Genomic DNA, 21,827 nt, shown 5'->3' on the forward strand with positions numbered 1-21,827 from the left:
GTCATTCGTTGCGGGCCACCTCGGGGCCGGTGACGCGGCGCAGCAACGGCAGCGTCGACGCGATGACGGCGAGGGACGCCAGCAGCCCACCCACGACGAACGCGTAGTAAGCCCCGCCCGGAGAGTGCAGCGACAATCCCATCTGCGCTCTCAGGAACAGGTGGGCGCAGGCGAACCCCGCCCCGGCCGACACCACCGCCGCGCTCAGCAGCGGCACGACGCTCTCCAGCGCGACCATCCGGCGCAGCGTCCCGAGCGGGACGCCGGTGAGGCGCAGCAGGCTGAACGGCCGGGCCCGCTCGGTCAGGCCACCCGCGACGCTCACCGCCAGGCTCAGGCCCGCCACTGCCAGGCTCGCGAGGATCACCACGTCGGCGAGCCGCTTCCAGCCGCGGAAGACGCGGCTCGTGTCGGCCTCCCAGTCGCCCCGGGTGATGGGTCCCCACAGCATCGGGTACGCGTTGCCGATCGCCGTGCGCACCCGCTCCACGGCCGGGGTGCTGCCGTCCGTCTCCGCGACGAGCGACACCGCACGCAACGACGGGAGCCGGGCCGGGTCGACATCCGCGGCCGGCCAGGCGCGGGTGAACTGGTCGGGGCCCACGAGGTCGGGGAAGACCCACGCGACCTTCGCACCCGGGGCGCACTGTTTCGCCCCGGTGGCGTGCGTGATGTCGGCGCAGGACGCCAGCGCGTACGGGAAGAAGAACTCGGTCTTGCTCTCCGGCGGTTTCGGCACGTCGTCCGGCGCGATCCGGACGGTGACCGCGGCGCGGACCCCCGGCAGCGCGGTGAGCCCGGCGGGCACGACGGTGCCGGTGGGCGCGGCGTCCTCGTCGCGGAAGATCAGCCCCATCTCGTCGGTGTAGCCGCTGCCACCGCGGTCGCGGTCGGCGGCGATCGCGGTCATCACCCCGACCGCCACGCTGGTCACGAAGAGCGCCAGCACGAGCCCGCTGACCGCGCGGAAACCGGCCTTGGGGTCGTCGGCCAGCCGCCGCGCCGCGATCAACGACTCCGGCCGCCGCGCACGCCGGGCCGTGCGCCTCGCGGCCGCCATCGTCAGCCACGGTCCCGCCGTCAGCAGTCCGATCATGACCACGAGGATGCCGGGCAGGAACGCCAGGATCTGGCCGTTGGTGGTCTCGGGCCGGCGCCCGATGAAGAACGTCAGCTCGGCGATGCCGAGCACCAGGGGGATGAGACGGTACGCGCGCGGCGGGCGCGGCGTGACCCGGCGGCTGACCCCCAACGGCGATATCTGTACGCGGCGCAGGGACACCCACGCCATCACGGCCGCCGCCAGCGGTACGCCCAGCGCCACCCCGAGCACGCCCCACACGCCCGGTGACAGGTCCGAGGTGAACATCGGGGCCCCGGTGAACGGGATCGCGGCGAGCGGCGCGCGGACGGCATGGAACAGGGCGAAGCCGGCGACGGTGCCCGCGAGTGCCGACCCGGCCGACTCCACCGTGGAGACGATCGTCACCTGCCGGGGTGTCGCGCCGACCAGCCGCATGGCCGCGAACCGCTGTTCCCGCCGGGCGGCGGCGAGCCGGGTGGCCGAGCCGATGAGAATCAGCAGAGGGAAGACCAGCGCGGCGGTGACGACGGCGAGGATGAGTTGCAGGCCGGACGACGGGATCCCCGCCCAGCATCCGCCGGGGCAGTCCTCCTGCGCGGTGTCCGGGAGGTGCGAGACGCGCGCCGCGCCCGTACGCGTGGCCATCTCCTGCGGGGTGTAGCCGGCGACCGCGACGAGCGAGTCCGGGGCGGGCAGCGCCTCGGGGCCGACGGTCCCGGCGAGCCGGGCCGGGAACCGGGCTGCGAGCTGGTCGGCGGGAACGGCCGCGAGCAGGTCGCGCAGGGCCGGCGAGGCGTAGAACTCGCCGGGGCCCGGAAGCCGCGGCAGTCCCGGCGGCACGGGCGAACCGGGCCCGGTGGCGGCCAGGTCGACGCGCCCGATCGGCACCCGGTCGTACGTGTCGACCCGCAGCTGCCACCAGAGCGGATCCTTGTCCCCCGGCGCGGCCGGATGGACGGCCGCGTTCGCCCAGCCGTACCGGTCGTTCTGGCGGCCGACGCCGGTCATGCCGGCCACCGCGGCCAGCATCATCGCGACGCCGAGCGTCACCGCCGCCGCGATGATCACCGATCGGGCCGCGGCCTCACGGCCCCCCGCCACCGTGAGCCGCAGCGCGAAGCGGATCATGACACGGCCGCCTCGGCGGTCAGCGGGTACGCCTTCCCGTCGCGGACCACGACCTCGCGGTCGGCGTACGCGGCGACCCGCGGCTCGTGGGTGACCAGGACGACGGTGGTGCCCTCCGCGCGCGCCGCGTCGACCATGAGGTTCATGACCTGCTCGCCGGTGAGCGAGTCGAGGGCGCCGGTCGGCTCGTCCGCGAACAGCACCCGGGGGCGCGCCACCAGCCCGCGTGCGAGGGCGACCCGCTGCGCCTGGCCGCCGGAGAGCTCCCCGGAGCGGCGTCCCTCCAGCCCGTCGAGGCCCAGGCGGGGGAACCACTGCCGCGCCGACCGGACCGCCTCGGTCCGGCGTACGCCGCCGAGCAGCAGGGGCAGCGCGACGTTCTCCTCCGCGGTGAGCTCGGGCACGAGCTGACCGAACTGGAACACGAAACCGAACCGGTCGCGCCGCAACGCGCTGCGCTGCGCCTCGTCCAGCGTGTCGATCCGCCGGCCGTCGAAGTGGATCTCGCCTTCGTCCGGCACGAGGATGCCGGCGAGGCAGTGCAGCAGCGTGGACTTGCCCGAGCCGCTGGGGCCCATGATCGCGACGATCTCGCCCGGCTCGACCGTGAGCCCGGCGCCGCGCAGCGCCGGGGTGGCGCCGAACGACAGGACGACGTCGCGGGCGGCGAGGATGCTCATCGGCGCACCTCCGCGGCGAGGGCGTCCAGCCGGGCCGAGGTGAGCTCGATCCAGCGCAGGTCGGCCTCCAGGTGGAAGAGCCCGTGATCGGCGAGCAGCGCGTCCACGAGCGCGCCGCTGCGCTTCACCTCGGTGAGCTCGCGCATCCGCTTGAGGTGCGCGGCCCGCTGCGCGTCGAGGTACGACTCGGCGGGTCGGCCGAGCATCAGCGCGAGCGTCACCTTGGCGAACAGCGTGGTCTGCAGGTGTGGCTCGGGCTCCACCGGCTCGGCGAGCCAGGTGTCCACCTCGGTGGCACCGCGTTCGGTGATGACGTAGCGCTTGCGGTCCGGCCCCTCCCCCGGACCGACCTCGCTCATCACCACCTTGCCGTCGCGGGCCAGGCGGCTGAGGGTGTTGTAGACCTGCCCGTAGGAGAGGGGCTTGCCGCGTCCGAAGTAGGCGTCGTAGTCGCGCTTGAGGTCGTACCCGTGGCTGGGCTCGCGCTCGAGGAGTCCCAGGAGGGTCAGAGGCACCGTCATGCCGGCGACTATACGCTCGACGTATACGCCGAGGGAATAATCTGTCTCGAAAACCGTCCCGGTCTTTAAGGCCCCGTTATGAAAACGAGGGCTACGGTCCTGCCGTCAGATGCTCCGACGAGCCGATCGAGGTGCAGGTGTTGCCCGTCATGGTCGCCGACATGGACGCCGAGTGGCGCCCGCGGCACGCGCAGTCCATCAACGTGCTGGCCGGACGCAAGCTGCAGTACGTGCGGCTCGGCCACGCAGTCGTTCTCACCTTCACCGGCGGGGCCGAGGTGGTGATCGAGAGCACGGCCCGGCTGACCGGGCCGCACGGCCGGGTCGACGTGGAGCCCGGCGAGCACCCCTCGGACGCCCTCGCCACGCTGCTGGGTGACGTGGTGCGCAGCGTGCGCACCCGCGACACCGGCGAGCTGGAGCTCGGCTTCGGCAGCGGGGCTCAGCTGCTGGTCGAGGTCGACGCCGAGTTCGAGTCGTGGGCGGTCGCCGGCCCGGGCGGCGTGCTCGTGGTGTGCCTGGCCGGCGGGGAGCTCGCCGTGTGGGGAGACGCGCCGCGCCCCTGACGGCCGCGGCTTCCTGCCGGCCGCGCCTCCGACGGCGCGCCCATGACAAATGTCAGTGGCTGAGTGAGCGCTCGCTCATTAAGCTTCGCCGCGTGACTTCTCCGCGCGAGCACGTACGCCGCCGCCGGGTGCCCGCGATGGCGCCCGACGACCGGCGCGCCGCCCTGATCGCCGCCACCGTGCCGCTGCTGCACGAGGTCGGCGTCGACGTCAGCACCCGCCGCATCGCCCAGGCCGCCGGGGTCGCCGAGGGCACGATCTTCGGCGTCTTCCCGGACAAGCAGTCGCTGATCGTGGCCGCCCTGCTGCAGGCGCTGGACCCGCAGCCCACCCTGGACGCCATCGCGGCCATCGGCCCCGGCGGCGACCTGCGTGACCGGCTGGCCCGGGCCGCCGAGCTGATCCACGGGCGCTTCACCGAGAACGCCCAGCTGATGACCGCCGCGCGCAAGCTCGTGCTGGCCGCCGCTGCGCCACCCGAGGCCGCAGCCCGGATGGTGTCGTCCCGCGAGCGCCTGCAGGCCGCGCTGGCCCATCTGATCGAGCCGGATGCCGCGCTGCTGCGCCGATCGCCCGGCGACGTCGCTCAGCTGCTGCTGCTCTTCTGCGGAGCCAATTCGTACGGGCCGTTCGGCGACCCCGCCCGCTTCGACGGCGCGGAGCTGGTGTCGCTGCTCCTGGACGGCCTGCTCGTCCGATCCGAATCGACCACGGGGGTGCCTGAGAGGTGCTGATCCGACTCCTGCGGGACCGGCTGCGGCCGTACGGAAGACCGATCTTTCTGGTCGTGCTCTTCCAGTTCGTCGCCACGCTGGCCACGCTCTACCTACCGACGCTGAACGCCGACATCATCGACAACGGCGTGGTGCCCGGCGACACCGACTACGTGCTGCGCGTGGGCGCGGGGATGCTCGGCGTCTCCCTCGTCCAGATCGTCGCGCAGGTCGCCGCGGTGTACTTCGGGGCGCAGACCGCCATGGGGGTAGGCCGCGACATCCGCGCCGCCATCTTCGGCCGGGTCATGGACTTCTCGGCCCGCGAGGTCGGGCAGTTCGGCGCGCCGTCGCTGATCACCCGGACCACGAACGACGTCCAGCAGGTCCAGATGCTGGTGCTGATGACGTTCCTGCTGATGGTCTCCGCGCCGATCATGTGCGTCGGCGGCATCCTGCTGGCGCTGCGCCAGGACGTGCCGCTGTCCTCGCTGCTGCTGGTGATCGTCCCGGTGCTGCTGATCGTGGTCTCGCTGATCATCGTCCGGATGCGGCCGCTCTTTCGGACCATGCAGGTCCGCATCGACAAGGTCAACCGGATCATGCGCGAGCAGATCACCGGCATCCGGGTGATCCGTGCGTTCGTCCGCGACGAGCGCGAGCACGCCCGGTACGGGGTGGCCAACGAGGAGCTCACCGACGTCTCGCTGCGCGTCGGCCGGCTCATGGCCATGATGTTCCCGACCGTGATGCTGATCGTGAACATCTCCAGCGTCGCGGTGCTCTGGTTCGGCGGCCACCGCATCGACAGCGGCTCCATGCAGGTCGGGGCGCTCACCGCGTTCCTCAGCTATCTCATGCAGATCCTCATGGCGATCATGATGGCGACGTTCATGTTCGTCATGATCCCGCGCGCCGAGGTCTGCGCGGAACGCATCGACGAGGTGCTCGGCACCCCCGCGTCCGTCCGCGTCGCGGCCGAGCCGGTCACCGAGCTCGCCCGGCACGGCTTCCTGGAGCTGCGCGGCGTCGACTTCCACTACCCCGGCGCCGAGGCCCCGGTGCTGTGCGGGATCAGCCTCGCCGCGCGCCCCGGCGAGGTCACCGCGGTCATCGGCAGTACGGGCTCCGGCAAGACCACGCTGCTCAACCTGGTGCCCCGGCTGTTCGACGCGACCGGCGGCGAGGTGCTCGTCGACGGGGTGGACGTGCGCGACCTCGACCCCGGGCTGCTGTCGCGGACCGTCGGGTTGGTGCCGCAGAAGCCGTACCTGTTCAGCGGCACGGTGGCGTCGAACCTGCGGTACGGCAACCCGGACGCGACCGACGAGGAGCTGTGGGCGGCGCTCGACGTGGCGCAGGCCCGCGACTTCGTCGAGCGGATGGAGGGCGGCCTGGACGCGCCGATCGCGCAGGGCGGCACGAACGTGTCGGGCGGCCAGCGCCAGCGCCTCGCGATCGCGCGGGTGCTCGTGCACCGGCCGGAGATCTACCTGTTCGACGACTCGTTCTCCGCGCTGGACTACGCCACCGACGCGGCGCTGCGGGCGGCCCTGGCCCGGCAGACCGCCGACGCGACGGTGGTGATCGTGGCGCAGCGGGTCAGCACCATCCGTGACGCCGACCGGATCGTCGTCCTCGACGAGGGCGTGGTCGTCGGCACCGGCACCCACACGGATCTGATGGACACCAACGAGACGTACCGAGAGATCGTGCTCTCGCAACTCACCGAGCAGGAGGCAGCAGCGTGACCGCCCCGGCCAGAAGGCCGGCCGGGCCGCCGATGGGCGGTCCGGCACGGATGATGGCCGGCGGGATGCCGGCCGAGAAGCTCCAGGACTTCAAGGGTTCCAGCAAGCGGCTGCTCGGCATGCTGCGTCCCCAGCGCGGGCTCGTGGCGCTCGTGCTGCTGCTGGGCATCGCCAGCGTGGCGCTGTCCGTGGCCGGCCCCCGCATCCTCGGCCACGCCACCGACGTCATCTTCGACGGCATCGTGGGCAAGAACCTGCCCGCCGGAGTGCCCAAGGAGCAGATCGTCGAGCAGCTGCGCGCCCGCGGCGAGACCAACCGCGCGGACATGCTCGCCGCCATGGACGTCGTACCGGGCCAGGGCATCGACTTCACCCGGCTCGGGGACATCCTGATGTGGGTGCTGGCCGTTTATGCGGCCGCGTGGCTGTTCGGCGTGATGCAGGGCCGGCTCACCGCCCGCGTCGTGCAGTCGACGGTCTTCCGCCTGCGCGAGGACGTCGAGGCGAAGTTGTCCCGGCTGCCGCTGTCCTATTTCGACAAGCAGCCCCGCGGTGAGGTGCTGAGCCGCGCCACCAACGACACCGACAACATCGCCCAGACCCTGCAACAGACGTTCGCCCAGCTCGTCACGTCCCTGCTGATGATCGTGGGCGTGCTCGGCGTGATGTTCTGGATCTCGCCCCTGCTCGCGGTGATCGCGCTGATCACCGTACCCGTCTCGGTGTGGGTGACCACCCGCATCGGCAAGCGGTCGCAGCCGCAGTTCGTCGCCCAATGGGCGACGACCGGCAAGCTCAACGGCCACATCGAGGAGATGTTCACCGGCCACTCGCTGGTCAAGGTCTTCGGCCGCGGCAAGGAGGCGGCGGAGACCTTCGAGGAGCACAACACCAAGTTGTACGCGTCGAGCTTCCGCGCCCAGTTCATCTCGGGCCTGATCCAGCCGGCCATGATGTTCATCAGCAACGTCAACTATGTGCTCGTCGCCGTGGTGGGCGGCCTGCGGGTGGCCTCGGGATCGCTGTCGCTGGGTGACGTGCAGGCGTTCATCCAGTATTCCCGGCAGTTCAGCCAGCCGCTGACCCAGGTCGCGAGCATGGCCAACCTGGTGCAGTCGGGGGTCGCGTCGGCGGAGCGGGTGTTCGCGCTGCTGGACGCCCAGGAGCAGGAGCCGGATCCGGTGTCCGCGGGGCCGCGGCCGGTCCAGGGGCGCGTCGCGTTCGAGAACGTGTCGTTCCGCTATCTGCCGGACAAGCCGCTCATCGAGAACCTGTCGTTCAGCGTGGAGCCCGGCCAGACGGTCGCGATCGTCGGCCCGACCGGCGCCGGCAAGACCACGCTGGTCAACCTGCTGATGCGCTTCTACGAGGTGACGTCGGGCCGGATCACGCTCGACGGCGTGGACATCGCGTCGATGCCCCGGGCGGAGCTGCGCGAGCGCATGGGGATGGTGCTGCAGGACACCTGGCTGTTCGGCGGCACGATCGCGGACAACATCGCATACGGCGCCGACGCGCCCACACCGTCCGATGTGGCCGGCGCCGCCGAGGCCGCCCACGTCGACCGCTTCGTCCGGTCCCTGCCCGACGGCATGGACACCGTGATCGACGAGGAGGGCGGCAACGTCTCGGCGGGCGAGAAGCAGCTGATCACCATCGCCCGGGCGTTCCTGGCCGAACCGAGCATCCTCATCCTCGACGAGGCCACCAGCTCGGTCGACACCCGTACCGAGGTGCTCATCCAGCGCGCGATGACCACGCTGCGCGCGGGCCGGACGTCGTTCGTCATTGCGCACCGGCTGTCCACCATCCGCGACGCCGACGTGATCCTGGTGATGGAGTCCGGCGCGATCGTCGAGCAGGGCACCCACGACGAGCTGATCGCCGCGGGTGGCGCGTACGCCCGGCTCTACTCGGCGCAGTTCGCCCAAGCGGCGGTCGAGGTGGACTGAGCGGGGCGCACGGAAAGGGGCGGCCCGTCGGGCCGCCCCTTTCTTTCGTGCTTCTGAGGGTCAGCGCACCCGGATGCGGGAGCTCACCGAGGTGTTGGTCATCAGGCCGACGTCACCGTCGCCGTAGATCGTCGCCTTGTAGAGGTACGACGCGCCGGACCGCAGGCCGGTGAGCGTCTTGGAGAACTTGCCGTTGGCGTCCAGGACGCCGGTGCCGACCGTGCTCCACGTGCCGTTGCTGTTGGCCCGCAGGAAACGGACCGACAGGCCGGCGATGCGCGGGTCACCGTAGACGATCAGCGTCGCGGTGCCCCGGCTGTACGAGCGGGTGTAGAAGTCCGGGTCCTCCTTCAGGTACACCTTGATCGCGTTCGACTCGGTGTCGCCGCCCGACACCCGGAACCACCAGCCGGTCGTGGTGAACCGCGGGAAGAACGCGTACCCGCCGTTCGAGTTGGCCGTGGTGGTGCCGAGGCTCTCCCACTCCTTGTCCCCCGGGGCGCCGATCGGCTTGCCCCAGAGGGTCAGCTCCGCGCCGGCGGCGGCGGTGCCGCTGAGCCGCAGGGAGCCGACGCCCAGCCGGTAGCTGGCGGCGGAGGACAGCGTGATGTCGGTGGGCTGCGTCGAACCACCGTCGCTGGCCGCGATGGTGATCACGCCGTCGGTCACCGTGCCGGTGCCGGCGAAACCGGTGCCGTTGACGACGATCGTCTCGTCCGGCTCCGGGGTGGTGTCGTCGGCGATGACGACGTTGCCCACGGTGATCGAGGTACCGGAGGCCGTGCCGCCCGGGATCGTGACCGGGAACGCGGTCGGGGTGAAGTCGTTGGCCGAGGCCGCCTGCTTGCCACCCATCGACTTGCCGGTCAGCGTCACGTTCAGCACCGTGTCGGTCTGCGACGAGCCGGTGACGATGCCCTGCAGCGAGAGCGTGTCGCCCTCCTGCGCCGTCGCGGAGGTGATCTCCAGGTCCGGCGCGTCGTCGTCGTTCGTGATGGTGAGGTTGGCGGTCAGCGGACCGCCGGTGGCGTCTTCCTCGCCGACGTCGCGGGCCACCGTGTAGCGGACCGTCTCGGTCGGCTCGTACACCTCGTCACCGTTGACCACGAACAGGATGTACGCCGAGGTCTGCCCCGCGGTGAACGTGCCACTGAGCGGGGTCAGCGCGGTGAAGTCGTCGCCGAGCGTCGCCGTGCCGGCCGGGTTGGACGCCGGGGTGGCCGTCCAGTCCACGTCCTCGGAGCTCGGGTTCGACAGCTTGATCTCGAACAGCGCGGCCGACGGACCGTCGCCCTCCGGCATCGTCATGTCGCTCTTGCTGAGGCTGATGACCGGCTTGTCGTCGTCGTCGGTGATGGTCACCTGGTTGGCGCCGAGCGACAGGCCGGCCGCGAGGCCGCCACCGGTGTCGCTGAGGGTGATGGCCATGTTCTCGCCGTTGCCCTCGTCGACGTTGTCGCCCATGACGTCGACGGTGAAGGTCTTCTCCGTCTCGCCCGCGGCGAACGTCAGCACGCCCGGCGCGCCCGTGGCGACGAAGTCCTGGCCGGCCGTCGCCACGCCGATGCCGGCGCCGGGGTCGGCCGTTCCGGCGGCCACCACGTACTGCACCTTCTGCTCCCGGCCGGAGGCCTTGGAGAGCTTCACGGTGAAGGTACGGGCCCGCGAGGTGGTCGCGCTGCCCTCGGTCACCGTGGTCGGCGTGAGGGTGACCTGGGGGCCGGGCGTCGTGCCGCTGTCCTGGATGCTGCCGGTGACGGCGGTGGGCACGCCGATGGTGGCGTTCGTCGGCTGCGAGAGCTTGACCTGCAGGTCCTCGGTCGCCTCGTCGATGTCGTCGAGGTTCGTCTTGACCGTGATCGGGGTGGTCGGCGCGGACGAGAGCGGCTCGAACGTCACGGTGCCGTTGCTGGTGGCCGTGTAGTCCGATCCGGCCGTCGCGGTGCCGTTGCCCGGCGTCGGGGTGCCGGCGGCGCCGTCGGCGGTGTCCCAGCGGGCCGTGACGGTGTTCTCCGACAGGCCGCTCAGGGTCGCGTTGAAGGTGAGCGTTCCGCCCTCCTGGACGGTGCCGCCCGACGCGATGCTGATCACCGGGGCGGCGTCGTCGTCGGCGATGTTGACCGTCACCGTCTGGGTCCCGGTGACGTTCGTGCCGGCGGTCGTGTTGACCGTGAAGCTCTGCACGGCCGGCTCGTCGATCGCGTCGTCCTCGACCTGGACCGTCACCGAGCCCGTGGTCTGACCGGCCGTGATGGTGATCGCGTCGTCGAGCGCGACGTAGTCCTGCGGCGCCTTGGCGGTGCCGTCGGCCGTCGAGATCGGGATGGTGACGTCGAACGGCGACGCCTTCGACAGCGTCGCGGTGATCGTCGCCTTACGGGCCCCGACCGCCAGCGACTCGTTGACCGTGGTCGGCGAGGAGGTCAACGTGAACGTCGGGTTGTCGTCGTCCTCGATGGTGCCGGTCGCGTTGTCGTCGGTGAGCGTGAGCGGGTTGTCGTTGGTGCCCGGGTCGGCCAGCGTGACGGTGAGCGTCTCGGCGTCCACCTCGTCCACCGTGTCCTGCAGGGTCTGGACGGTGATGGTCCGGCTCTGCGGCACGGACGTGTTCGTGTACGCCGGGAACGTGATGGTCCCCGTGGTCGGCGTCGTGGTGACGGCCGTGTAGTCCTGACCCGCGGTGGCGGAGCCGTCCGAGGTGGACCAGTTCAGCGTCTCGGCGGGCAGCGGGTCGGCGACGCCGGCCGGGGCCCGCGTGATGGTGAAGGTGAGCGTGCCACCCTCGGTGACCGAGGCGTCCGCGATGGTGTAGTCACCCGTGGCGGCGTGAGCGGGCGACGCGATGAGGACCGTCGGCACCAGACCGACGATGCCGGCGACCGCGGCGGACAGAATCGTCCGGACCGACTTGGGTCCACGCAGCATGAACGGTACCGAGCCGCTCTTGGCCGCATGGGCTGGTTGATAGCGCATGTACTTCTGTCTCCTTCGGCGGCTGGGCCGCCTCCCGCTCGGGAGGTCCCTGGCTTTGCGTCCCCGCCTCTCGACGGGTTTGCCTTTCTCGGTGCCGCTCGCGACGGCTTGTGGAGCCCCGGCGCAGGCCGGTTCGGCGCGGGCCCGCGAAGCACGGGGACAAACTCGCACTTGGGAACTGCGCCGACCGTACTGTAACCACGGATTTGCGGGGGTGTGGGGGAATTGGACTTTTCGGTCGGATAGCCCCCTTCGCAGGACTTTGAGATGGGTTCCGACCGCGCCGGGGACAACCGCAGGCCCGGCTTCCCGGTACGGTCGCCACATGCCGGCACAGGGGGCGGACATGGCATATGACGAGACGCTGGCCGGGCGGTTGCGCGACCTGTTCGCCGAGCTGCCCGGGGTCACGGACAAGCGGATGTTCGGCGGGCTGGCCTTCCTCGGCGACGGGCACCTGACCGTCTGCGTCATGGGTGACGACCTCATGGTCCGGGTGGGCGCCGACGCCGCCGCCGAGGCGCTGACCCGGCCGGGCACCCGCCGCTTCGAGCTCACCCGGCGGCCGATGCGGGGCTGGGTGGTGGTCGACGGCGCCGTCCTGGACGACGACGTGCTGGCGGAATGGGTGAACCGGGCACGGGCTTTCGTCGCGACATTGCCGCCGAAGGATCCGGCAGCGCCGCGGAAGTGACCGCTCCCACATTTCCGGCGCCGCGAGGTCCATATCGTTTCGGCAACGAGCGCGGCCTTCCGGCCAGGACCGACGTGATCTGCGCTATGGCGGATCGCGGCACCGGACATGTGGCGACAAGCCCGATTCGCGATCCGCGGAAATGGCGAGCGCGGCATTAGCCGAGTCTTAAGCCAGCATTAGGGACCGGTGTGCGAAGGTGTGATCTTCTTGCATCCGCCTATACGCTCTCCCGCGACGAGCCACAAAGGAGAGTTGATGTTGCGCAGGGCGCACGTGCCGGCCCACGCACCGGCGCCGCGACGGGGGATCCGCAGCACCCGATCGCTGACCATCATCGGAACAGCCGTCGTGGCCCTGACCGCGGCGACGCTCGTCCCCGTCTTCGCGGGCGACGACGACTCCCTGACCCTGCACCCGGTGGCCGACACCACCCTCACGCAGGTGCCGCAGGACGGCGACAACAGCGTGAAGACGACGCTGGCCAGCTGCCCGTCGCTGTGCGACAACAACCCGCGGGGACGCCGCGACGCCACCCTGCAGTTCGCCGTGGACAAGCTTCCGGCCGACGCCACCCGGGTCAAGGCGACCCTGCGGGTGTACGCGTGGAACGACTTCGCCGCCCGCATCGTGGCCCGCGCCGTCCCGGGCGACCTCCGTGCGGCTTCCGGTCCGGCCCGGCTCGCGGCCACCGGCGCGGTGGAGGCGCTGGACGCGGTCAAGAAGGGCTACAACGAGTTCGACGTGTCCGCCTCAGTGCACGGCAACGGCACCTACACGTTCGCGCTCTCACAGGAGACCTACAACACCCGGGTCTACTGGGCGTCCCGGGAGAACTCGAAGGAGAACCTGCACCCCGAGCTCGTCCTGTCGTACGACACGGAGCCGAAGCCGACCGCGGAGCCGACCACGCCCGCCACCGTGCTGCCGCCGGCCGCGACGGCCACCACCAAGCCGCCGACGAGCGCGCCGGCCACCACCAAGGCGCCGGAGCCCACCAAGACCACCGCGGCCCCGGCCACCAAGCCGCCGGCGGCCACCACGGCGCCCGCCCCGCCCTCGGGGTGGCGGCAGGTGTGGGCGGACGAGTTCGACGGAGGCACCCTCGACCGGTCGAAGTGGAACCTGCGCGACAACGAGGGACGCGACATCGACCTCGGCTGCAACGTCGACAGCCCGAAGAACACCTTCGTCGGCGGCGGCAACCTCACCCTGCGGGCCCTGCGCGAGAACGCCACCTGCGGCTCGCAGGGCCGGCAGTACACGCAGTCGTACCTGGACACCATGGGCAAGGCCTCGTGGAAGTACGGCCGCTTCGAGATCCGCGCCAAGTCACCCAACAAGCCGGAGACCTCCCAAGGCCTGTGGCCGGCCTTCTGGCTGCGGCCCGACGACGGCGGCAACGGCGAGATCGACGTGACCGAGCTCCCCGGCGGCCGGGACTGGCACGACAAGTCCACCGCGGCCATCTTCTGGGACTACACGCCGGTCAAGCAGGACACCCGTATCGCGCTTCCGGGCGGCGGCTACCCCGGCGACGGCTTCCACACGTACACCACCGAGTGGGACGCCAACGCCCTCAAGTGGTACATCGACGGCAAGCTGGTGTGGACGCGGGACCGCAGCACCACCCCGTGGTACGACAAGGCGTTCAACAAGCCGTACAACCTGCGGCTGAACTTCCAGGTCGGCGGGTGGCTGGGCGACCCGGACGGCAGCACCCGGTTCCCGGCCGACTTCGTCGTCGACTACGTACGCGTCTACCAACGCTGACGCTTCCTCCGACAGGGCCCCGAGGTGTGACCTCGGGGCCCTGTTCCGTTCGATGGACGGTCACCTATCGTCTAGCTCGTGCTGAACGAGTCGACGCGGACCTCCGTACCCGGGCAGCGTGCGCCCTCCGACCCGCTGGTCGGCGCCGACGATCCGCGCGAGCGCACGGACGGCCTCGGCTGGGTCACCCGGGCCATCTTCGCCGACCCGGGCGTGACGGTCACCGTCGGCGACGACCCCTCGGCCACCGTCCGGTACGCGGTCATCCCCTCGCTCGACCACGCGCGTTTCCTGCTCCCGCTGGCCTCCCGGCGCGTCACCGCCGCCTCCCTGCTGGCCTACAACGCGCTGCGGCCGCCCAAGGTCCGGGCGGGCCGGGCCGCGGTCGGCGTGCTGGCCCGCACCGGTCTGCTCGGCCTCGCCAAAGCCCCGGTTCTCTCCGTGCACGCCGCCGAGCCGGGCAACCTGCTCGCCGCCTTCCTGGCGGAGAAGCTGGGCGAACCCCGGCTGCACGCGGCGATCGGCATCCGGCCGCCGGACCCGCACCACAAGCCCACCCTGCAGCTCTTCGACGACCGCGGCCGGCCCCGCGGGTACGCGAAGATCGGCTGGAACGACGGCACCCGGGCGATGGTCCGGGCCGAGGCCGCCACCCTGGCCGACCTGCCGTCCGGCGGCGGCTTCCCGCCCGCGCCGCGGCTGATGCTGCACACCCGGTGGAACGGCCGCGAGATCGCCGTCATCGAGCCGATGCCGCGCACCGTCCGGCGCATCCGCCGCCCCGGCCGGCCGCGTCTGGAAGCGATGCTGGCAGTGGCGCGTCGCGGTGGCCCGCCCGCTCCCCCGGCCCCCGTCACCACGCTGCTCGACACGTGGCGGCAGCGCGCGGCCGGCGCCGACCCGCGCATCCACGGCTTCATCGACGCGCTGGACACCGATCTGACGCTCGAGTTCGGCGACTGGCACGGCGACTGGGTGCCGTGGAACATGGCCCGGCACCGCGGCGGGCTGCTGGTCTGGGACTGGGAGAACCGGTCGGCGGGCGTACCGGTCGGCTTCGACCTGGCGCACCAGGCGTTCCAGACGACCCTGTCCACGCACGGGCGCCCGGCCGCCGAGTGCGCGGCCGCGGTCGACGAGGCGCTGCGCGAGCACGGTGCCGCGCTGGGCCTCGACCCGGCCCGGCAGCGCTTCGTCGCCGACGCCTACCTGGTCGAGCTGTGGCTGCGGACGTACGAGCTGTCCGGCGGCGGCGCCGGCTGGAACCCGAAGCTCCACCCGGCCCTGCTCGACGTGCTGGCCACCCGTCTGCCTCGATGAGCGGGGCCGCGCTGCTCGCCGTCGAGCGGTGGTACCGCGAGCGCGTGGCGGCCCTGCTGACACCGGGTGACCCGGCCGCGGCGCGCATCCGCGCGAGCGCGCTCGCCGTGCTCTCGTCCGGGGGCGGGCTCACGTCGGTGCAGCGGTCGATGCTCGCGGCCGCCGCCGCGGAGATCGAGCAGCGGCCGTGGGACACGTACCCGCACAGCGAGGAGCTGCTGCACCTCGCCCGGCTCGTCGCGGCGGCGGCTCAGGACCAGTCGAACGACATGCCCAGACGCTCGGACAGCGCCGCGTTGTAGGGGCGGTAGTAGGCGGTCAGCTCCGCGCGTACGGCCTCGTCCATGCCCTTGCTGGGCCGGTCGTTGAAGACGTCGTACGCGGGCAGCTCGTACGGCGGCAGCCCGATGAAGTCCAGGATCCGCGCGTACGTCCGGGCCGGCTCCCGGTAGAGCGTCTCGCTGGCCAGGAACAGCAGCTGCGACCGGTCGAAGCGCTCCAGCCACGGCTCGAGGTGCTCCAGGTAGCGCCCGCGCGCCCGGTACGAATACCAGTCGAAGGGCTCGGAGAAGTACGCCGGGTCGGCCAGCAGCCGCTCCTTCTCCCCCGCCGTACGGCTCTCCTCCGCCTCCAGCGCGGCGGCGAAGTCCAGCGGCTCCACGTTCTCGCCGCGGCGTTCCTTCCAGTGCGAGTACGCCCGCTCCACCGGGTCGCGCAGCAGCACGATCATCCGCGCCTGCGGCATGAGCTCGGCGACCCGGCCCGCGACCAGCGGGTGGAACATGTACAGCGGCGCGGCCTCGCCCACTTTGGACGGCCCGCCGTGCTTGCGCTCCAGCGCGGCCCGCTGCCGGCGGGTCGGGAAGTGCGAGCGGTACCACGCCTCGCCCCGGGACCAGTTCTCCTCGAAGTAGTGCGAGGTCTTGGTGTTCCACGCCGGGAAGAGCCGCGGCACCAGGGGATGCTGGATCAGGTAGCGCCACAGCGAGGTGGTGCCGCCGCGCTTCGTACCGATGACCAGGAAGTCCGGCAGCGGCCGCTGGTCGCTCGTCCGTTCGCCGTAGCGGACCAGCAGCTCCCGGACCTGCTCCCGGGCGCCCCGCGGGGCGACGCTCTTGATGCGGTCCTTGACGGTCATGACGGATTCTCCCGGGTCGGTGCGGGCTTGAGCTGACTGCGGACGGAGCCGAGAGCGGCGCGGACCCGCCGGTCGCAGAGCGAGGCGAGGCACCCCGCCGCGACGACGGCGAGCGCGACCGCGAGACCGGGCAGGCCGCGGCCCGCCAGCAGGGCGCCGATCGCGGCCGCCGCGCCGGTCGCGCCGGTCACCGCCAGCGCGCAGCGGACGAGGGTACGGCCGAACAGCGCCTCGCCCAGCGCCCGGCGGGCGAGCACCGCGGCGAGCACGTTCTCGCAGACGATGCCGGCCGACCACGCGAGCGCGGCGCCCAGCGCGCCGTGGCGGGGCACCAGCACGAGGCACAGCACGACGTTGAGGAGCAGGCCGGCCACGGTGGCGAGCAGATGGCCCCGGCTGTTGCCGCTCATCAGCAGCACGGTCTGCACCAGCCCGACGCCGACGTTGACGAGCATCGCCACCGCGAGCACCGCCATCGGCGTGGCTCCGCCCCGGAACTCCGCGCCGAACAACTCCAGGAACGCCGGCGCGAACACGGCCAGCATCAGGTACGCCGGCCAGGACAGCACGACGATCCACAGGCTCGTACGCCGGTACACCTGGGCGGCGTCGGCGCGGCGGCCGGCGCCCAGGAGGCGGGACAGTTGCGGGGCGATGGCCACGCGCAGGCCCTGCATGACGAGGAGGCCGGCCAGGGCGTACCGCCCGACGGCCGCGAAGACGCCCGCCTCGGCCTGGGTCGCCAGCGCCCCGGTCAGCAGGACGCCCACCCACATGCTGCTCGCGTCGACGGCGACGGAGGCGGCGCGGGGCAGGGCGAAGCCCCAGAACACCCGCCAGTCCGCGGCCTGCGGGCGCAGCACCGCACCCGCGCTGACGCCCAGGGGCCCGGCGACGAGGGCGAGCGCGATGAGCAGCGCGGCGGCGACCGGCAGCAGCCAGCCGCCGAAGCCGAGCACCACCCCGCCGCCGGACAACACGGCGGCGATCACGAGCACCGGCCGGGCGATGGGGACGAGCAGGAACTGCACCCCGACGTACGCCGCGACCGGCCGCGTCGCCCGGACCGCGGCCAGCAGCACCGTCGAGGCGACGATCACGGGTACGCCCGCGAACGCCAGCCGGACCAGCGTCGCGCCGTCCGCGTCGTCCAGCAGGGCCCGGGAGATCGGCTCCGCGGCGGCCACCCCGATCACCGCCACCACGAGCGCGAGACCGGCCGTGGGCAGCACGGCGAGCGGCAGCAGCCGGGCGGCGTCCCCGTCCGGGCCCAGCCGGCGGCGCGGCAGTGCCCACATCAGCGCGGTGTCGGCGCCCAGGCAGCAGACCGCCCCGACGATCGTGACCAGGCCGATGACGCTGAACAGCGCGCCGGAGCCGTCGGCGCCGAAGGTGCGGACGATGACGGTGGTGAGCACGAAGCCGAAGGCGCCGTTGACCGCCGCCCCGATCAGGCCGACGGCCCCGCTGCGGGTGCTGCGCCGCACCTCGGTGGTGCTGCTGCCGGGTTCGGCGACCGCGGTCATGGGTGGCGTTCCTTCACGTCGCGGTTGACCGGCCCGTCCAGCGCGGCCAGCCCGAGGCCGACGGCGAAGAGCAGCACCGACATGTTGGGATCGATGTACGAGTAGAACGGGGTGACGATCGCGGCGATCACCGGCAGGCAGCTGAGCCACAGCCCCGCCGGAGTGACCGCGGCCGACAGCCGGCGCGCGAGCACCAGCAGGATGACGAAGAAGCAGACCGTGGCCGGGATCCCATGGCTGTAGAGCAGCTGCCAGATCATGCCCTGGGTGCCCAGCGGCTCGGCGGCGTGCGTGGTGTCGACCGAGTTCGGCTGCCCGAAGCCCAGCAGCGGCGAGTGCAGGACCGCGGCCCACGTCTGCACGTACAGGTCGAACCGGTCGGTGTTGGTGTCGGTCGTCTCCGTACGGTGGGTGATGAGGTCCACCACGGGGATGAACAGGGTCACGACCCAGCCGGCGAAGACGATGAGGGTGACCGGCAGCAGCAGGCGTACCCGGCCCCGGGCCATCTCGCGGATCAGCAGGTAGAGCACGCCGGCGCCCAGGCCGATGAACATGCCGCGGTTCAGGGTGAGGAACGCCGGGACCAGCGACAGCGGCAGCGACACCATGAGCACCATGCGCAGCGCACCCCGCCGTACGGACATCAGGAACGCCAGCACGAACGGCACCAGGAAGCTGTACGCCGTACCCCAGTTGTTGGTGTACGGGAACGGCGCGGCCGGCCGGTAGATCGGGTTGCGGCTCAACCGGTTGAACTCGGTGGCGTCCAGATGCGACACGTCGAGGATGTACCGCTCGCCCCGTACCCCCGGCGGCAGCACCAGTTCGAACGGGCTGGGCATGCTGAACTTGGGCGCCAGCACGCCGAGCCAGCCCAGCGCCACCATGGCGAGCCAGAAGAGCGCGAGCGGGGTGGCGATCCGGGCCCACGGGATCCGGTCCCGGGCCAGGTTGTAGACGTAGACCCCGACCAGCAGCGCGGTGAACAGGTGGCCCAGCCGCAGGCCGAACACCACCAGCGAGGTGACGCGTTCCAGCCGGGTGGCGCTGATCGCGACGATGCCCAGGAAGATGAGCCACAGCCAGGTGCCGGTGGGCAGCCGTACGTCACCGCGCGTGGCGAGCAGGGCGAACAGCGCCACCCCGAAGAACGGCCACGCGAAGTACCAGACGCCGAGGGCCCACCACACCGGCATCAGCGCGAACATGGCGAACAGCGGCCACACCGGCAGCTTCGCCGTGCGTACCCGCCAGGCGGCCGGATCCAGGACGCCCGGCTCGACCGCGGCGATCGCGCGCGTCTTGGCCGGCACGGCCGCGCGCGCGACGCGCTTCGGCCGCAGCGACGTCCTGGCCAACCTCAGATCCCCCTGCCGCGCTTCTGCGCCATCCGCAGCACCCGCTCACCGGTCACCAGGCGCAGGACCACGGGTACGGTGACCAGCACGCGCTTCTCCCGCGGGTTGAGCCGGACGACGGCGGCCAGCTCCTTGAGCGCCTCGGTGCGCCGGTTGCCCGAGGCGAGCGCGAACGCGATCTGTCCCCGGAGCCGGGCCAGGCCGGCGCGGCTGCGGGCCAGGTCGGGGTGCTTGGCGATGAGGTAGCGCTGGGCCTCGACGATCGTGGCCCAGCGGCCGAAGTAGAACGAGCCGCCGTGCCAGTCGACGATGACCAGCGCCTGGCGGACGACGGCCACCGGGGTCTGCGCGGAGACCCGCAGCAGCCACTCGTAGTCCTCGCTGTACCCGCCGGGGATCTGCTCGTCGACCTCGCCGGCCGCGGCCCAGGTGGACCGCCGGATCAGCATCGTGCTGGAGTGCACCTCCATGACCCGGTCGGCGAGGAAGTCGTCGTACGTGACCAGGTCCTTGTCGAGCACCCGCTCCTTGTCGATGCCGGGCCCGCGCAGCCGCAGCCCGCAGCTCACCGCGCCGATCGCCGGGTCGGCGAGCAGCTCCACCTGGCGGCTCAGCTTCGCCGGGAGCCAGATGTCGTCGTCGTCGCAGAACGCCAGCAGCTCGCCGGTGGCCGCCTCCGCGCCGCTGTTGCGGCCACCGGGCAGCCCTTGCCGACGGGTGTTGTTGATGAGTTTGAGCGAGCGGCCGGGGCCCACCGCGACGTCCAGATCGCGGACGTCGACGTGGTCGTAGACGACGATGCACTCGACGCTGCCGGGATAGTCCTGGTTCAGGATGCTGGTGACGGCACGTTCCAGCAGGCCGGGCCGGTCCCGGGTGGCGACGACGACGGTGACGTCCGGGAAGATCTCAGGCACCCCGGCCTCCCGTCAGGACGAAGCCGACGGTCTGGGCGCCGGCCGAGCGCAGGCGGTCCACCAGGCGGCTCAGCTCGGCGTTGCGGGTCCGGTCCCGGGCCACGACCAGCACGGCGACGCCGGCCTGGGCCACCCGGACACCGCGCTCGTCGGTGTCCGACGGCGGGGCGTCCACGACGACCACGCCGGTCTCCGGCTCCTCGCCGAGCGTGCAGAGCCGGACGACGCCACCGCCGAGAAGCACCACCAGCGGCGCGCGCCCGTCGAGGTCCACGGCCGGGCGGGCCGGCGGCGGGGCGACCAGCGGAGCGGAGGAGCCGGCCCGGCTCGCGGACGTCTCCATGATCAGGGTCGCCTCGGGGTCGTTCGAGGTGGCCTTGACCTCGGGCAGGGCGTCGGCCACCCGCATCGGCGAGCCCTGCAGCCGGGTGACCCCGGACAGCGGGACGCCGCCGCGGCCCGGGCCGCCGGCGGACGCCGAGCCGTTGAGGCCCCCACCGGACGGTGCGAGCGTGCGCGGCCGGGGCGGGGTGCGTTTCTGCGCCGCGAACAGGATGCGCTTGAGCTCCTCGTGGACGTCGGCCGGGGCGGACAGCGTGACGTCCTGTCCCGCCTCGGCGAGGGCGACCGCCAGGTTGCCGGTCACCGTCGTGCGGCCCTCGTCGTCGCGGCCGGAGAGCACGACCAGGGCCCGGTCCGGGTGCCGGTCGATCCACTTGAGCACGGCGAGCGAGACGTACCGGGCGTCGGCGGCGGCCGCGGACTCGCCGTGCCGGCCGGCCGCCCGGACGACGCCCAGCGCGGGCACACCGACGATGTCGGCGGCCTGGTCGATGGAGCGGACCCGGCGGTCCAGAGCCTCGCGCGCGTGTGCCGCGACGGCGCCGAGCAGCAGGCCGCCGAGCACCGCGGCGATGACGTACAGCACGGCGGCGTCGTGGCTGGAGGGCACCGGCGCGCGGGCGGCGGCGGTGATGGAGCCCGGGCTCAGGTCGGCGGAGATGACCTTCGCACGGGCGTTCGCCAGCTGGGCGATCTGGTCGTTGAGCGCGCTGACCTGGTCCAGCATGGCCTGCGTACGGGGCGAGACGCTGTCCGCGCTGGCCCGGTTGGAGGGCAGCTCCTTCTGCGCGGCCAGCCGCTGGGCGGTCACCGACTTGATCGTGTTGTCGTACGACAGGATCAGCGCGGCCCGCTGCTGCTTGTAGATGTCCTCGCGGACCCGCAGGTAGGTCTCGGCGGCCGTGTTGGCGCCGGTGATCGCGCTGCGCTCGGCGTCGCTGGTGTACTGGAACCGCAGCACCTGGCCGCCGGTGGGCACCTCGGTGCTGAGCGCCTCGCGGACGTCCTCGGGATCCCGGTTCAGGATCCGCGCCGTCGAGTCGATGACGTCGTTACCGAGCGCGATGCCGTTCTCGGCCGTCATGTTGATGGCCCGGTCCGCGCCGCTGGACGGCAGCGTGAACGGGTCGGTGACCACGGGCCGCAGCACCACCACGGTGGTGGCCCGGTAGGTGGCCGGGAAGAAGAGCAGGTACGCGAACGTGGCGACCGTGATGACGCCCGCGACGGTCGCCGCGATGCGCCAGCGGCGCAGCGGAATCCGTACGACGTCCGCAAAGCCGACGACCCGCTGCCGGCTCGCGGCGACGGAATCAGTCACATCCATGTGTCGTCTCTCCCCGACATGCAGTTGTTTTCCGTGGTCCGGACGACTCCCCGGCCGGGCT

The 21,827-nt window shown here is 72.2% G+C and carries 17 protein-coding genes and 1 riboswitch; of the genes, 8 read left to right on the top strand and 9 right to left on the bottom strand.

Annotation, left to right across the window (positions count from 1 at the left end; all coding sequences use genetic code 11):
- Position 1: 1 nt before the first annotated feature.
- Genes AB0K03_RS03285 through AB0K03_RS03295 form a run of 3 tightly spaced genes read right to left on the bottom strand, consistent with a single transcriptional unit; the run spans position 2 to position 3,413 of the window.
- Positions 2-2,212 (bottom strand): FtsX-like permease family protein, encoded by a 2,211-nt coding sequence (locus AB0K03_RS03285; RefSeq protein WP_364679774.1) that lies wholly within the window; start codon positions 2,210-2,212, stop codon positions 2-4.
- Positions 2,209-2,892 (bottom strand): ABC transporter ATP-binding protein, encoded by a 684-nt coding sequence (locus AB0K03_RS03290; RefSeq protein WP_364679776.1) that lies wholly within the window; start codon positions 2,890-2,892, stop codon positions 2,209-2,211. The genes AB0K03_RS03285 and AB0K03_RS03290 overlap by 4 nt, the downstream gene beginning before the upstream one ends.
- Positions 2,889-3,413 (bottom strand): PadR family transcriptional regulator, encoded by a 525-nt coding sequence (locus AB0K03_RS03295; RefSeq protein WP_364679779.1) that lies wholly within the window; start codon positions 3,411-3,413, stop codon positions 2,889-2,891. Before AB0K03_RS03295 ends, AB0K03_RS03290 begins: the two co-directional genes overlap by 4 nt.
- A 131-nt stretch (positions 3,414-3,544) precedes the next feature.
- On the opposite strand from AB0K03_RS03295, the gene AB0K03_RS03300 reads away from it, so the two are divergent.
- The 4 genes from AB0K03_RS03300 to AB0K03_RS03315 all read left to right on the top strand — a co-directional run bounded on the left by AB0K03_RS03300 (position 3,545) and on the right by AB0K03_RS03315 (position 8,395).
- Entirely contained in the window at positions 3,545-3,979 is a 435-nt protein-coding gene (locus AB0K03_RS03300; RefSeq protein ID WP_364679780.1) for a DUF6188 family protein, read from the top strand.
- A gap of 92 nt (positions 3,980-4,071) precedes the next feature.
- A complete protein-coding gene (locus AB0K03_RS03305) occupies positions 4,072-4,713 on the top strand; it encodes a TetR/AcrR family transcriptional regulator (protein ID WP_364679782.1) in 642 nt (213 codons plus the stop codon).
- Positions 4,707-6,443 carry an ABC transporter ATP-binding protein gene (locus tag AB0K03_RS03310; RefSeq protein WP_364679785.1) on the top strand — a complete coding sequence of 579 codons (1,737 nt, stop codon included), beginning with the start codon at positions 4,707-4,709 and terminating at the stop codon, positions 6,441-6,443. The genes AB0K03_RS03305 and AB0K03_RS03310 overlap by 7 nt, the downstream gene beginning before the upstream one ends.
- Before the next feature lie 32 nt (positions 6,444-6,475).
- Positions 6,476-8,395 (top strand): ABC transporter ATP-binding protein, encoded by a 1,920-nt coding sequence (locus AB0K03_RS03315; protein WP_364680711.1) that lies wholly within the window; start codon positions 6,476-6,478, stop codon positions 8,393-8,395.
- A gap of 60 nt (positions 8,396-8,455) precedes the next feature.
- Here AB0K03_RS03315 and AB0K03_RS03320 read toward each other — a convergent pair whose 3' ends face one another.
- Positions 8,456-11,368 carry a Calx-beta domain-containing protein gene (locus tag AB0K03_RS03320; RefSeq protein ID WP_364679788.1) on the bottom strand — a complete coding sequence of 971 codons (2,913 nt, stop codon included), beginning with the start codon at positions 11,366-11,368 and terminating at the stop codon, positions 8,456-8,458.
- A 14-nt stretch (positions 11,369-11,382) separates the two neighbouring features.
- A riboswitch (cyclic di-GMP riboswitch) is annotated at positions 11,383-11,462 on the bottom strand.
- Positions 11,463-11,693: 231 nt separating this feature from the next.
- Between AB0K03_RS03320 and AB0K03_RS03325 the strand changes: the two genes are divergently transcribed.
- The 4 genes from AB0K03_RS03325 (at position 11,694) to AB0K03_RS03340 (ending at position 15,457) form a co-directional block, all read left to right on the top strand.
- A complete protein-coding gene (locus AB0K03_RS03325; RefSeq protein ID WP_364679791.1) occupies positions 11,694-12,062 on the top strand; it encodes a TfoX/Sxy family protein in 369 nt (122 codons plus the stop codon).
- Between the two features lie 258 nt (positions 12,063-12,320).
- Positions 12,321-13,835 (top strand): family 16 glycosylhydrolase, encoded by a 1,515-nt coding sequence (locus tag AB0K03_RS03330; RefSeq protein WP_364679793.1) that lies wholly within the window; start codon positions 12,321-12,323, stop codon positions 13,833-13,835.
- Between the two features lie 135 nt (positions 13,836-13,970).
- Positions 13,971-15,155, top strand: coding sequence for a hypothetical protein (locus AB0K03_RS03335; RefSeq protein WP_364680714.1), 1,185 nt, complete (start codon positions 13,971-13,973; stop codon positions 15,153-15,155).
- A complete protein-coding gene (locus AB0K03_RS03340) occupies positions 15,152-15,457 on the top strand; it encodes a hypothetical protein (protein WP_364679796.1) in 306 nt (101 codons plus the stop codon). Before AB0K03_RS03335 ends, AB0K03_RS03340 begins: the two co-directional genes overlap by 4 nt.
- Here the strand turns inward: AB0K03_RS03340 and AB0K03_RS03345 are convergent.
- Genes AB0K03_RS03345 through AB0K03_RS03365 form a run of 5 tightly spaced genes read right to left on the bottom strand, consistent with a single transcriptional unit; the run spans position 15,406 to position 21,766 of the window.
- Entirely contained in the window at positions 15,406-16,293 is an 888-nt protein-coding gene (locus AB0K03_RS03345; RefSeq protein WP_364679798.1) for a sulfotransferase domain-containing protein, read from the bottom strand. The two genes, AB0K03_RS03340 and AB0K03_RS03345, sit on opposite strands and share 52 nt — an antisense overlap.
- Positions 16,290-17,819 carry a lipopolysaccharide biosynthesis protein gene (locus AB0K03_RS03350; protein ID WP_364679801.1) on the bottom strand — a complete coding sequence of 510 codons (1,530 nt, stop codon included), beginning with the start codon at positions 17,817-17,819 and terminating at the stop codon, positions 16,290-16,292. Before AB0K03_RS03350 ends, AB0K03_RS03345 begins: the two co-directional genes overlap by 4 nt.
- A complete protein-coding gene (locus AB0K03_RS03355; RefSeq protein WP_364679803.1) occupies positions 17,816-19,180 on the bottom strand; it encodes an O-antigen ligase family protein in 1,365 nt (454 codons plus the stop codon). The genes AB0K03_RS03350 and AB0K03_RS03355 overlap by 4 nt, the downstream gene beginning before the upstream one ends.
- A 2-nt stretch (positions 19,181-19,182) precedes the next feature.
- Positions 19,183-20,097 (bottom strand): glycosyltransferase family A protein, encoded by a 915-nt coding sequence (locus AB0K03_RS03360; protein ID WP_364679806.1) that lies wholly within the window; start codon positions 20,095-20,097, stop codon positions 19,183-19,185.
- Positions 20,090-21,766 carry a hypothetical protein gene (locus AB0K03_RS03365; RefSeq protein WP_364679809.1) on the bottom strand — a complete coding sequence of 559 codons (1,677 nt, stop codon included), beginning with the start codon at positions 21,764-21,766 and terminating at the stop codon, positions 20,090-20,092. The genes AB0K03_RS03360 and AB0K03_RS03365 overlap by 8 nt, the downstream gene beginning before the upstream one ends.
- Positions 21,767-21,827 lie beyond the last annotated feature (61 nt).

It is taken from the genome of Actinoplanes sp. NPDC049316, from assembly GCF_040677315.1.
GTDB lineage: Bacteria > Actinomycetota > Actinomycetes > Mycobacteriales > Micromonosporaceae > Actinoplanes.

Bases quoted from the DNA above. Each gene is read 5' to 3' on its own strand.
- AB0K03_RS03285 (WP_364679774.1), bottom strand. From the start codon at position 2,212: ATGATCCGCTTCGCGCTGCGGCTCACGGTGGCGGGGGGCCGTGAGGCC.
- AB0K03_RS03290 (WP_364679776.1), bottom strand. From the start codon at position 2,892: ATGAGCATCCTCGCCGCCCGCGACGTCGTCCTGTCGTTCGGCGCCACC.
- AB0K03_RS03295 (WP_364679779.1), bottom strand. From the start codon at position 3,413: ATGACGGTGCCTCTGACCCTCCTGGGACTCCTCGAGCGCGAGCCCAGC.
- AB0K03_RS03315 (WP_364680711.1), top strand. From the start codon at position 6,476: ATGGGCGGTCCGGCACGGATGATGGCCGGCGGGATGCCGGCCGAGAAG.
- AB0K03_RS03320 (WP_364679788.1), bottom strand. From the start codon at position 11,368: ATGCGCTATCAACCAGCCCATGCGGCCAAGAGCGGCTCGGTACCGTTC.
- AB0K03_RS03325 (WP_364679791.1), top strand. From the start codon at position 11,694: ATGCCGGCACAGGGGGCGGACATGGCATATGACGAGACGCTGGCCGGG.
- AB0K03_RS03330 (WP_364679793.1), top strand. From the start codon at position 12,321: ATGTTGCGCAGGGCGCACGTGCCGGCCCACGCACCGGCGCCGCGACGG.
- AB0K03_RS03340 (WP_364679796.1), top strand. From the start codon at position 15,152: ATGAGCGGGGCCGCGCTGCTCGCCGTCGAGCGGTGGTACCGCGAGCGC.
- AB0K03_RS03345 (WP_364679798.1), bottom strand. From the start codon at position 16,293: ATGACCGTCAAGGACCGCATCAAGAGCGTCGCCCCGCGGGGCGCCCGG.
- AB0K03_RS03350 (WP_364679801.1), bottom strand. From the start codon at position 17,819: ATGACCGCGGTCGCCGAACCCGGCAGCAGCACCACCGAGGTGCGGCGC.
- AB0K03_RS03365 (WP_364679809.1), bottom strand. From the start codon at position 21,766: ATGGATGTGACTGATTCCGTCGCCGCGAGCCGGCAGCGGGTCGTCGGC.